This window comes from Vandammella animalimorsus, assembly GCF_002288875.1.
In the GTDB taxonomy this organism is placed as follows: Bacteria; Pseudomonadota; Gammaproteobacteria; order Burkholderiales; family Burkholderiaceae_C; genus Lampropedia; species Lampropedia animalimorsus.
Genome location: NZ_NTBH01000001.1, coordinates 553851 through 565203, shown reverse-complemented (window position 1 = coordinate 565203; position 11353 = coordinate 553851). Strand labels below are relative to the sequence as shown.

The following is an 11353-nucleotide window of genomic DNA, read 5'->3' as shown; positions in this document are numbered from 1 at the left end:
AATGGCCCAAGACTTTTCTTATTTCCCTGTTGAACCCCTGCGCATCGACTTGGCCGGCTGGTCGCGCGAGGCCACGCAAGGCGCGCATCAGGAGTTCCTGGCCTTGTTCGAGCAGGCCGAAGCATTGGGCTACGACGGCGTCTGGTTCCACGAATTTCGCCTGCAAGAGCAAGCCTGGCCCTACCCCTGCCCGATGCTGCTGGCCGCCGCCGTGCTGGCGCGCACGCAGCGCCTGCGCGTGGGCAGCTCGGTGCTGGTGGCGCCGTTGCATCGCCCGCAGCTGTTGGCCGAACAGGTGCAACAGTTGCAGTTCCAAAGTGGCGGGCGTTTTGATGCGGGCATTGGCCGTGGCACCGATCCGGCTACCTTGCAGCAACTGGGCATCGCCCCCGAGCAGGCGCGCGACAGCATGGAGCGCTGCGTGCAGGCGCTGCAAAAGGCCCTTGCAACAGAAGCCAGCGGCGCCAGCGCGTTACCGCTGTACCTGGCGGCCAGCTCTGAAGAAAGCATTGCGTTTGCAGTGGCCCAGCGCATTCCCTTGCTGCTGAGTCTGGAGCCGCCCGAGACCTTGCAGCTCGAACGCCTGGACGCCGCTGCCTGCGCTCAGCGGGGTGGTCACTCTCAAGCCCTGGCCCAGGCCCTGCGGCAGCGCTCGCCCATCTCGCGCTACGTCGTCATCGGTACGAGTGCGCAGGACGTGCAGGGCCAATTGCAGGCTTTGTGGCCCAAGCTCTGGCAGCGCCGCCTGTACTTTGCCGCCAAGCGTGGCCAAACACCCGAACAAGTGCCCGCGATGGACACGGCCAAGGCCCTGCGCGAGCAATTCATCTACGGCACGCCCGAGCAATGCGTGGCCCAGCTGCGCCAATTGCAACAGCGCACGGGCTGCGCCCATCTGCGCCTGGTCTTCAACGCCAACGGCCTGCTGGGCTGGCCGGCCGCCCTGACCGCCATGCGCCTGTTCGCACAGGAGGCCATGCCGATGCTGCGCGGCAAGGCATAAGCTGGGCAGCAGCGGCCTTTTGACAGGCGCTCAGTTGGCGTAGATGGGGGCGGGCTCTGGCGGGGTAATGGGGATGCCGTGCCAGTAACGCACTGTGGGTGCGCTCAGTGGAGGGGCTTGAGGGGGGGCTGAGGTGGGCGCGGCATCCACCTGGACGGTGGTGACGGTGCTCAGCGCGGGCGTTGGATCGGCTGGTTTGGCGGCCACGGGCGGGCTGCTGCGGCGGTTGAAGCGCACCGGCTGCAGCGGGATTTTGGGCAGGTTGGACAGGCCGGGCCCGCTCTGGCTGGCTGCGGGGATACGCACCAAGTTGTGGCTGCGCCGGGGTGCCGTGGCATAGCCTGTGCTGCCGGACCGTGCCTTGACGGCCTGGGGCTGCTGCGTGGCTTGCTGGAGCAGGGCCAGGCGCTCTTCGGGCGAGAGCTGTTGGTAATCGCGCCAGGCCTGGGCCAGACGCAGCAGCTCGGTCTCGTTCAGGTGCTGGTACCGCTGGCGGATGGCGTGGCGCTGAGGTTCGCTCAGCGCGCCCCACAGAGCAATGTGGCGCATTAAGTGCTGGCGGGCGTCATCGTCCAGCGACTTGGCCTGCCGGGCAATGGCTTGCCAACGGCGTTTTTCCGCACTGCTGATGAAGGGCCACAGCGGCTGGAGGCCGGCCAGCAGGGTTTGCTGCTCTTCGGGCAGGTCGGCCCAGATCGGGCGGGTGATGTGCAGGCCGCTTGCAGTGCTGTCCGCCGTGGTTGGCGCTGGGGTGTCCAGATCGGGTAAGGGCTGCGGATTTCCCTGCAGGATCAGGGGGCCAGCATAGACGATGCCTGGAGGCAAGGCTGGTGCGAGCAAGGGGTGTTGCAGGCCCGCCCAGCTCAGTGCCAGCAGCAGCAGGCAGGCAAAGCCCAGTGCAACAGCAGGCCGATTGCCGCTGTGCGTTTGAGCGGCAGTGGTGGGAGTGGGGTGGGCGGGCGACGGCACAAGTAGTCAGGGCACTGGGGCAGGCCCCGTATGGTATGGCAGATGTTTGCAGCAGCAAGGCTGCCCATGAAAGCCTGGGGCCAGAGATGGCCCCAGGTGGGTGGTATTCATTGGCTGCGCTGCTGCGGGGATGGAGCAGCGGGCAATGCGATGCGTTGGTTTTTCAGGAACTGCTGGAAACCAGGGTCAGACCAGGCCGAGGGCGGCAGCTCTTGCGCGAGGATGCGTGTATCGGTCTGGGCCAGTTCGGAGGCCCCATCATTGCTGACGGCGCCTTGTGTGAACATCACGCCCGCGCCGACTGCGGCCAGGGGCAGCAGGGCCAGGGTTCTTTTCCACCATGCCGCAGCGCGGCGCGCGGCGGGCTGAGCGGCAGCCGTGCTGGATTGTTGCTGGCGCAGCAGGGCCAGCTGGTGTGCAGCCATGGCCTGCTGGCGGGCAATGCGCAGGCGTTCGCCAATGTCATGCCCCAGCGGTTGGGCGTGTTCGGCATGGCGCAAGGCCTTGCCCAGCGCCATGCCGATGCGCTGGGCTTGCACGGCGCTGAGGCCGTCTGCAGCGGCGCGCGACGCGGTTTGATTGTGTGTGCTCATAGTTTGATCCCCGATGCCCCGAGCATTTGGCTCAGGGCCTGCACGGCGCGGTGGCAATGGGTTTTCACGCTGCCTTCGGAACACCCCATGGCCGCTGCCGTCTCTGCAACATCCATATCTTCCCAGTAACGCATGATGAAGGCTTCGCGTTGACGCGCAGGCAGCTTGCCGATGGCATCCTCAATCATCTCGAACACCTGCTTGCGCTCGGTGGCGGATTCGGCGCTTTCGCACTGCTGCGTGTGCTCTGGGCCAATGTAGTGCTCCAGCAGTGAGAACTGGTCTTTCTCGTCAGCGCCGCTGCGCTCGAAATCACTGAAGTTGCTGATGACGGCTTTGCGCGTTTTTTGCCGCCGAAACCAGTCCATGGTGGTGTTGATGAGAATGCGGCTGAACAGCATGCGCATCTCCTCAATGGGCTTGTTGGCGTAGTGCTCAGCCAGGCGCAGCATGCTGTCTTGCACGATGTCCAAGGCAGCGTTTTCATCCTTGACGTGGAAAAGCGCGCGCTTGTAGGCGCGCTTTTCCACATCGCGGAGGAAATCTGCAAATTCTTGTTCCGAGGCCAAAGCAGACTTGGAAAGAGTGGGCGCAGCCAGCCAAGGCGGCGCAAAACCTGCAACGCCGCAGCGGGCAGGGCAAATTGGGCGGCGGGCCAGGGGCAGCCCTTTGGGCGAAAAGGTCGGCTCAGCCTTCTGGCTCGATACCGGCGCAAGGGGCGCTGGCATCGCCAGGGCGGCATTGTGCCAAGAGAAAGCGCTTGCCAGCAGGCATTGAAGGCAGATGCAGCCTTGGCGAGCGTTGCCGCAGCAGAATTTTCGGTCAGACAGGTCTGGACGTTTGCAATTCAATGCAATAATGCGCGCTTTTCCTCCATCCTCCCACAGTCAAACGGAGTGTGGTGGGGCCAAGGCGGCGCGGCCGCGACGGTGCCCGGCATCACATTCTCAAGTCCTAAGCCTGCTTCACAAGAGTCCGGGTGAGGGGCACCGAAGGTTTTTCATTTTGAAAATCTCAGAAGGTTCATCCATGGAAATCTCCAAGACAGAAACCACTGCTGCGGCGCAGGCCGTGCAGCAATCGAGCGCGCCTGCCGAATTGATGGGCGCAGAAATTCTGATGAAGGCCTTGGCCGCCGAAGGGGTCAAGCACATCTGGGGTTATCCGGGCGGGGCAGTGCTGTACATCTACGATGCGCTGTACCGGCAGGAGCAAGTGCAGCACGTGCTGGTGCGCCACGAGCAGGCGGCGGTGCATGCGGCCGATGGCTATGCCCGCGCCACGGGCGATGTGGGCGTGGCGCTGGTCACCTCCGGCCCGGGCCTGACCAATGCGGTCACGGGCCTGGCCACGGCCTATATGGACAGCATCCCGCTGGTGGTGATTTCCGGCCAGGTGCCTGCGCCATCGATCGGGCAGGATGCCTTCCAGGAATGCGACACCGTAGGCATTACGCGCCCCGTGGTGAAGCACAACTTCCTGGTCAAGCGCGCCGAGGATGTGGCCATGACCGTCAAAAAGGCATTCCACATTGCGCGATCGGGTCGCCCGGGCCCGGTGGTGATCGACATCCCCAAGGATGTGTCGTTCAAGAAGGTGCCCTATACCGGCTACCCGGAAACCGTCGAAATGCGTTCCTACAACCCGGTGCGCAAAGGCCATACCGGGCAGATTCGCAAGGCCATGCAGTACCTGCTGGCGGCCAAGCGGCCCTACATTTACGTGGGCGGCGGGGCGATTCTGGGCAATGCCACGCAGGAAGTGCGCGCGCTGGCCGACCGCCTGGGCTACCCAGTGACCAATACGCTGATGGGGCTGGGGGCCTTCCCGGCTTCCGACCCGAAGTTTTTGGGCATGTTGGGCATGCACGGCACGGTCGAGGCCAATAACGCCATGCAGCACTGCGATGTGCTGATCGCCATCGGTGCGCGCTTTGACGACCGCGTCATCGGCAACCCCAAGCACTTTGCGCAGAACGAGCGCAAGATCATTCACATCGACGTCGATCCTTCGGTGATCTCCAAGCGCGTCAAGGTGCAGGTGCCCATTGTGGGCGACTGCAAGGACGTGCTCACCGAGCTGCTGAACATGCTCGACGAGACCGACGAGAAGCCCGACGCCCAGGCGCTCAAGGCCTGGTGGGCAATGATCGAAGGCTGGCGCGAGCGCAACTGCCTGGACTATGACCGCGCCAACAAGGACGTCATCAAGCCCCAGTACGTGGTCGAGACGCTGTGGAACATGACGCGCGGCGATGATGTGTACATCACCTCCGACGTTGGGCAGCACCAGATGTGGGCTGCGCAGTACTACCGTTTCGACGAGCCGCGTCGCTGGATCAACTCCGGCGGCCTGGGCACCATGGGCGTGGGCATTCCATATGCGATGGGCATCAAGCTGGCCAAGCCCCAGAGCGAGGTGTTCTGCATCACGGGCGAAGGCTCGGTGCAAATGTGCATTCAGGAGCTCTCCACCTGCTTGCAGTACAACACGCCGATCAAGATCTGCGCGTTGAACAACCGCTACCTGGGCATGGTGCGCCAGTGGCAGGAGATCGAGTACTCGGGCCGCTACAGCCAGAGCTACATGGATGCGCTGCCCAACTTCGTCAAGCTGGCTGAGGCCTACGGCCACGTTGGTTTGCTGATCGAGCGCCCGCAGGACGTGGAAGGCGCGTTGCGCGAGGCGCGCAAGCTCAAGGACCGCACAGTGTTCCTGGACTTCCGCACCGACCCCAGCGAAAACGTCTTCCCGATGGTGCAGGCCGGCAAGGGCATCACCGAAATGCTGCTCAGCGCGGAAGACCTGTAAGCAAGTCATGGCGCCAGGGCGGTGCGCCTGCCGTGCCCTGGCCCATGCCTTGCCACAGCAGGCCAGACCGCCCCATTCAAACATCCAATTTTTCCCCTGAGGGATGAGTCAATTGCTTGCCAAGCCTGGTCATTACCGTGGCCGGGGGAGGGCGGCGAAAAGAGGAGTTCTTTCATGCGACACATCATTGCCGTGCTGCTCGAAAACGAGCCCGGCGCACTCTCGCGCGTCGTCGGGCTGTTTTCCGCCCGTGGCTACAACATCGAATCGCTCACCGTGGCCCCCACCGAGGATCCTTCGCTCTCGCGCATGACGATCCAGACCGTCGGTTCAGATGACACCATCGAGCAAATCACCAAGCACCTCAACCGCCTGATCGAAGTCGTCAAGGTGGTGGATCTGACCGATGGCGCCTACACCGAGCGCGAACTGATGATCGTCAAGGTGCGCGCTGCAGGCAAAGAGCGCGAGGAAATCAAGCGCACCACCGACATCTTCCGTGGGCGCATCATCGATGTGACCGACAAGAGCTACACCATCGAGCTGACAGGCGATCAGGGCAAGATCGACGCCTTTCTGGGTGCGCTGGATCGCTCGGCCATCCTCGAAACCGTGCGCACTGGCCCCAACGGCATTGGCCGTGGCGAGCGCGTGCTGCGGCTTTGAGCGGTACTGCACAGATTTCGGCTGCCCCCCGCGCATTGCCTGATTCCTTTGCGCGCTCAAAAGACAGCTGCTGGCCGCGTCGGCCAGCAACCCACCCGCCCCTTTTTTCGACCAGGAGAGCAAACCCATGAAAGTGTTTTACGACAAAGACTGTGATCTGAGCCTCATCAAGGGCAAGACAGTGGCCATCATCGGCTATGGCAGCCAAGGCCATGCCCATGCCCAGAATCTCAATGACAGCAAGGTCAAGGTCATCGTCGGCCTGCGCAAGGGCGGGGCCTCCTGGTCCAAGGCCGAAAAGGCTGGCCTGAAAGTCATGGAGGTGGCCGCTGCTGTCAAGAAAGCGGACGTGGTGATGATTCTGCTGCCCGACGAGGACATCGCAGCCGTCTATAAGGAGCAGGTCGAGCCCAACATCAAAAAGGGCGCCTCGCTGGCCTTTGCGCACGGCTTCAACGTGCACTATGGTCAGGTCGTGCCGCGCGCCGACCTGGATGTGTGGATGGTGGCACCCAAGGCCCCCGGCCACACCGTGCGCAACACCTACACGCAAGGTGGCGGCGTGCCGCACCTGGTGGCTGTGCATCAGGACAAGTCTGGCAAGGCGCGCGACCTGGCCCTGTCCTACGCCATGGCCAATGGCGGCGGCAAGGCCGGCATCATCGAAACCAACTTCAAGGAAGAAACCGAGACCGACCTGTTCGGCGAACAGGCAGTGCTCTGCGGTGGCGCTGTGGAGTTGATCAAGATGGGCTTTGAAACCTTGGTGGAAGCCGGCTACGCCCCAGAGATGGCCTACTTCGAATGCCTGCACGAGCTCAAGCTCATCGTGGACCTGATCTACGAAGGCGGCATCGGCAACATGAACTACTCCATCTCCAACAATGCCGAGTATGGTGAATACGTCACCGGCCCGGAAGTCATCAACGAGGAATCGCGCAAGGCCATGCGCCATGCGCTCAAGCGCATCCAGAATGGCGAATACGCCAAAATGTTCATCCAGGAAGGCCGCCTGAACTACCCCTCGATGACCGCGCGTCGCCGCAACACGGCCGACCACCAGATCGAGCAGGTTGGCGCCCAGTTGCGCTCCATGATGCCCTGGATCGCCAAGAACAAGCTGGTGGACAAGGCCAAGAACTGAACTCCGTGGGGAAAGGGCTTGGCCCTTTTCTTGGAGCATCTTTACTGGAATCAACAAAGGCGCTAAGGCGCCTTTGTGCTGTGTCGGGCCCGTACTGCCCGGCTTTTTAGTGGCCGGCTTTTCAATGGCCGGCTTTTCAATGGGCAGCAGCGCCTGTGGCCGGCAGGCCGCTGGCTCGCGCCTGGGCCAGCAGGTTGCGCAAGGCAGCCAGAGCGGCACAGGCCTTGTGCTCGGCGGCTTGCTCATCGCCTTGCAGCAGATAGTGGCGCGCCATGCTCAGCGCATTGATGGCGGTGTGGAAGGACTGGATCTCTAGATCGTCTGGCCGGCCTTCGATCAGCTCGATGGGCTGAAGGCTATTGAGGGTAAAACTGCTAGACTGCGGGCGTTTCATGGCGATGCTCCTGATGGCATGGCTTTCCTGGCAGGCTTGTGCTGCATGGCCAGGAAAGCCAATCGCTGTGTGACACGCCGGGGCATTGTTGACGCAATGCCCCGGCACTTTTTTGGCTGCATGGTTTTGCAGCTTGCGCCATCGGAGGGCGATGGGCAGCGCTGTTGCAGCGCTTTCCTGGTCACGGCGGCGCCGCTGGTGCGGGGCTGTTGACTGGGAAAGTGCCTCTATCGTAGCGGCGAGCCGTTTAGCGAGAAAGGAAAAATTGGTCAGTTTGCCTGCTTTTTCTGGCGCATGTAGAGAGGCAAAAAACGCTCCTTCAACCCTGCCTGCGCCAGTGGGCGATGAAGAAGCCGTCGGTCTGGTGCAGATGCGGCACCAGCATCAACCCTTGTGTGCGGCCTGGCAAGGTGTTGGGGCTGGGCTGCAAATGCGCCAGCCCGTGTTTTTCCAGCAGGGGCGGCCAGCTTTCTTGCACAAATTGCGGGTGCTGGCTGGTAAAGAGCTGACAGACGGCTTCGTTCTCGTCGGGCAGCAGGCTGCAGGTGGCGTAGATCAGGTGCCCGCCGGGCTTGAGCAGTGCCGCTGCGGCGCTGAGGATGCGCAGTTGCAGGGCCTGCAGCCTGGGGATTTCCTCGGCCGGTAGATGCCAGGCCAGATCGGGATGGCGGCGTAGCGTGCCCAGGCCGGAGCAGGGCGCATCGACGAGCACGCGATCGACCTTGCCGTGCAGGCGCTGCAGGCGCGCGTCCGCTTCCGATTGCAGCACCATGGTGTGCACGTTGTGCAGGCCGCTGCGTTGCAGGCGCGGCTGCAGTCGCGCCAGGCGGTGTGAGGAAGTGTCGAAGGCATAGAGGCGACCGCTGTCGCGCATCATGGCGCCCAGCGCCAAGGTTTTGCCACCGGCGCCGGCGCAAAAGTCGACCACCGTCTCGCCGCGCTTTGCTTCGCTGAGCAGGGCCAGCAGTTGCGAGCCTTCGTCTTGCACCTCCAGCGTGCCGTTGTGCATCAAGGGGTTTTGGCGCAGCGAGGGCTTGCCTGGCAGGCGCAGGCCCCAGGGGGAGTGGGGCGTTGGCTCGCAGGCGATGCCCTGCTCTTGCAGCATGTGCTGCACGACCTGGCGCTTGTGCGCCAGCAGGTTGACGCGCAGATCCAGGGGGGCGCTTTGGCGCAGGGCGTGCATCAGCGGCCAGAAGTGGGCTGTGCCGTAGGCGTTCAGCAGTTTCTCAGCCAGCCAATCGGGCAGATTGTGCTGGCAGGCCAGTGGCAGGTTGCTGGCCTGGCCTGCTGCGCCTTCCGCTTGCAAGGCGTCAATGCAATGCCCCAGCCATTGCTGGGTGGCGGCGCTGCCCTCCTCTTGGGGCCATTGGCCAGCCCAGTCGCACGCCTGCTGCAGCACGGCCAGGGCCAGGGCATCACTGATGGGCGGGGCCATGGGCTGGCTGGCCGGGGTGATATGGGCAGGGGGCGCTGGCGGCTGCTGCGGGTATTGCGCCAGCAGGGCGTGACTGAGCAGGGCCAGGCGCTCGAAGTGCTGCGTGTCGGGCAGCTGGGGCGTGCTGCCCAGCCTGGCCCAGTATTGCAGCAGGCGCCAAAAGCGCAGCGCGGTGAATGCGGCATTGCCCAGTTGCTGACGCTCGCGCACCCCTAGCTTGGGGTGTGTCTTGAGAAATTGCAGCAGCACCGCATCAGCCGGTTCTTCGAAGCGTGCGATGCGTTGCAGCAGGGCGCCAGTGGCGGAGATCAGAAAACGCGGTGGCATCAATTGCATTGGCCTAGTCTGGGAATGGCAGGCCCTAATTCAGCGTCGGCATGAGGGCGGCGATGGCGCGGGGGTAGAGCAGGTGCTCTTGCGATTGCACGCGCGCGGCCAGCGTGGCGGCGGTGTCGCCAGGCAGGATAGGCACGGCCGCTTGGTCGATGATGGGGCCGGCGTCCAGCTCGGGGATGACCCAGTGCACGGTCGCGCCGGCAAAGCGGCAGCCCGCATCCAGCGCGCGCTGGTGGGTGTGCAGGCCGGGGAAGGCCGGCAGCAGCGAGGGGTGGATGTTGATGAGCCGCCCGGCAAACCGGTTCACGAAGGCATCGCCCAGCACCCGCATGAAGCCAGCCAACACCACCAGCGCGGGTTGGTGCGCCTCGATGGCCTGGGCCAGTTCGGCATCGAAGGCCTCGCGCGAAGGGTATTGCCGGTGGTCCACAACCTGAGTGGCAAGGCCGCGCTCGCGGGCCCATTGCAGGCCAGCGGCATCGGCCCGGTTGCTGATGACGGCGCTGACCTGCGCATTCAGGCGCTGCGGCCATTGCTGTGCGTGCTGGGCCTGCACGATGGCGGCCATGTTCGAGCCAGTGCCAGAGATCAGAATGACAATGTTCTTGCGCTTCATAGGAGGGCTATTCTCGCACCGTGTGTTGCCCAAGCCAGTCAGAAACAGACGGCGGGCTGCGCGGCTGCAGAGTGCGCCAGTCGCTTAACTGACAGATGCCCGGTGCCGGGTCGTGGTACATCTCGCGGGCTTGCAGCGTGCTGCCGGTTTGCATGGCGCTTTTTGCGCCCACATCGATACGAGAGGTTTTATGGAGTTGAGTTTTACCCCGCAACAGCAGGCATTTCGTGAGGAAGTGCGCCAATGGGTGCGCAGCCACCTGCCCAAGGAGCTGGCCCACAAGGTGCACAACAACCTGCGCCTGCACCGTGAGGATTTGCAGGGCTGGGCAAAGATCCTGGGCAAAAAGGGCTGGCTGGGCTATGGCTGGCCCAAGGAGTTTGGCGGGCCGGGCTGGGATGCTGTGCAGCGCCATTTGTTCGAAGAGGAATGCGCACTGGCTGGCGCGCCGCGCATCGTGCCCTTCGGGCCGGTGATGGTCGCGCCGGTCATCATGGCCTATGGCAACGCCGAGCAGCAGAAGCGCTTTTTGCCCGGCATCGCCAGCGGCGAGGTCTGGTGGAGCCAGGGCTACAGCGAGCCGGGTTCGGGCTCGGACCTGGCATCGCTCAAAACCCGCGCCGAGCGCGTGGGCGACAAATACATTGTCAATGGCCAGAAGACCTGGACCACGCTGGGGCAGTATGGCGAGTGGATTTTCTGCTTGGTGCGCACCAGTACCGAAGGCAAGCCGCAGACGGGCATTTCCTTCCTGCTCATCGACATGCGCTCGCCCGGTGTGACGGTGCGTCCGATCCGCCTGCTCGATGGCGAGTGCGAGGTCAACGAAGTGTTCTTCGACAACGTCGAGGTGCCGGTGGAAAACCTCATTGGCGAGGAAAACAAAGGCTGGACTTACGCCAAGCACCTGCTCAGCCACGAGCGCACCAACATCGCCGATGTGAACCGCTCCAAGCGCGAGCTTGAGCGCCTCAAGCGCCTGGTCAAGGCCGAGGGCCTGTGGCAGGACCTGCGCATCCGCGACGAGATCGCCAAGCTCGAAGTGGACATCGTGGCGCTGGAGATGCTGGTGCTGCGCGTGCTCTCGGCTGTCAGCTCGGGCCGCAACCCGCTGGACATCGCCGGCCTGCTGAAAATCCGCGGCAGCGAAATCCAGCAACGTTATTCCGAATTGATGATGTTGGTGGCAGGCCCCTTCAGCCTGCCCTTCATCCAGGAGGCCATGGAAGCGGGCTGGCAGGGCGACTTCCCCGGCGGCGTGGCCGCCTACTCGGTGCTGGCGCCGACCTACTTCAACTACCGCAAAACCACGATCTACGGCGGCTCCAACGAGGTGCAGCGCAACATCGTGGCGCAAACGGTGCTGGGCTGAGTGGCCAAGGACAG

General features: G+C 63.6%; 11 protein-coding genes. 5 read left to right on the top strand and 6 right to left on the bottom strand.

Translation table 11 applies throughout. From position 1 onward, the window contains the following. Position 1: 1 nt before the first annotated feature. Entirely contained in the window at positions 2-1003 is a 1002-nt protein-coding gene (locus tag CLI93_RS02390) for an LLM class flavin-dependent oxidoreductase (RefSeq protein ID WP_238945691.1), read from the top strand. Positions 1004-1033: 30 nt separating this feature from the next. Here the strand turns inward: CLI93_RS02390 and CLI93_RS02385 are convergent, their stop codons facing one another. From CLI93_RS02385 to CLI93_RS02375, 3 genes are all read right to left on the bottom strand, one after another. Continuing rightward, positions 1034-1972, bottom strand: a complete 939-nt coding sequence (locus CLI93_RS02385) for a DUF3106 domain-containing protein (protein WP_095541250.1) — start codon at positions 1970-1972, stop codon at positions 1034-1036. 107 nt (positions 1973-2079) lie between these two features. Then, the gene (locus CLI93_RS02380; protein ID WP_095541251.1) at positions 2080-2565 is read right to left on the bottom strand and encodes a DUF3619 family protein; all 486 of its coding nucleotides are present in this window, start codon (positions 2563-2565) and stop codon (positions 2080-2082) included. Further along, positions 2562-3134, bottom strand: coding sequence for an RNA polymerase sigma factor (locus tag CLI93_RS02375; RefSeq protein ID WP_095541252.1), 573 nt, complete (start codon positions 3132-3134; stop codon positions 2562-2564). Before CLI93_RS02375 ends, CLI93_RS02380 begins: the two co-directional genes overlap by 4 nt. A 460-nt stretch (positions 3135-3594) precedes the next feature. Here CLI93_RS02375 and CLI93_RS02370 point away from each other — a divergent pair, with 460 nt between their 5' ends. The 3 genes from CLI93_RS02370 to ilvC all read left to right on the top strand — a co-directional run bounded on the left by CLI93_RS02370 (position 3595) and on the right by ilvC (position 7186). After that, the gene (locus tag CLI93_RS02370) at positions 3595-5376 is read left to right on the top strand and encodes an acetolactate synthase 3 catalytic subunit (RefSeq protein WP_095541253.1); all 1782 of its coding nucleotides are present in this window, start codon (positions 3595-3597) and stop codon (positions 5374-5376) included. A 174-nt stretch (positions 5377-5550) separates the two neighbouring features. After that, complete coding sequence (gene ilvN, locus CLI93_RS02365; protein WP_095538872.1) at positions 5551-6042, top strand: acetolactate synthase small subunit; 492 nt, start codon at positions 5551-5553, stop codon at positions 6040-6042. Positions 6043-6169: 127 nt separating this feature from the next. Next, on the top strand, positions 6170-7186 hold the full coding sequence (gene ilvC, locus CLI93_RS02360) for a ketol-acid reductoisomerase (RefSeq protein WP_095538871.1): 1017 nt from the start codon (positions 6170-6172) through the stop codon (positions 7184-7186). A 136-nt stretch (positions 7187-7322) separates the two neighbouring features. Here ilvC and CLI93_RS02355 read toward each other — a convergent pair whose 3' ends face one another. The 3 genes from CLI93_RS02355 to purN form a co-directional block, all read right to left on the bottom strand. Next, on the bottom strand, positions 7323-7580 hold the full coding sequence (locus tag CLI93_RS02355) for a hypothetical protein (RefSeq protein ID WP_095541254.1): 258 nt from the start codon (positions 7578-7580) through the stop codon (positions 7323-7325). Between the two features lie 319 nt (positions 7581-7899). Then, entirely contained in the window at positions 7900-9351 is a 1452-nt protein-coding gene (locus CLI93_RS02350) for an RsmB/NOP family class I SAM-dependent RNA methyltransferase (RefSeq protein WP_238945692.1), read from the bottom strand. A gap of 25 nt (positions 9352-9376) precedes the next feature. Continuing rightward, positions 9377-9967 (bottom strand): phosphoribosylglycinamide formyltransferase, encoded by a 591-nt coding sequence (gene purN, locus CLI93_RS02345; protein WP_095541255.1) that lies wholly within the window; start codon positions 9965-9967, stop codon positions 9377-9379. A gap of 190 nt (positions 9968-10157) precedes the next feature. Here purN and CLI93_RS02340 point away from each other — a divergent pair, with 190 nt between their 5' ends. Then, a complete protein-coding gene (locus CLI93_RS02340) occupies positions 10158-11339 on the top strand; it encodes an acyl-CoA dehydrogenase family protein (RefSeq protein ID WP_095541256.1) in 1182 nt (393 codons plus the stop codon). Positions 11340-11353 lie beyond the last annotated feature (14 nt).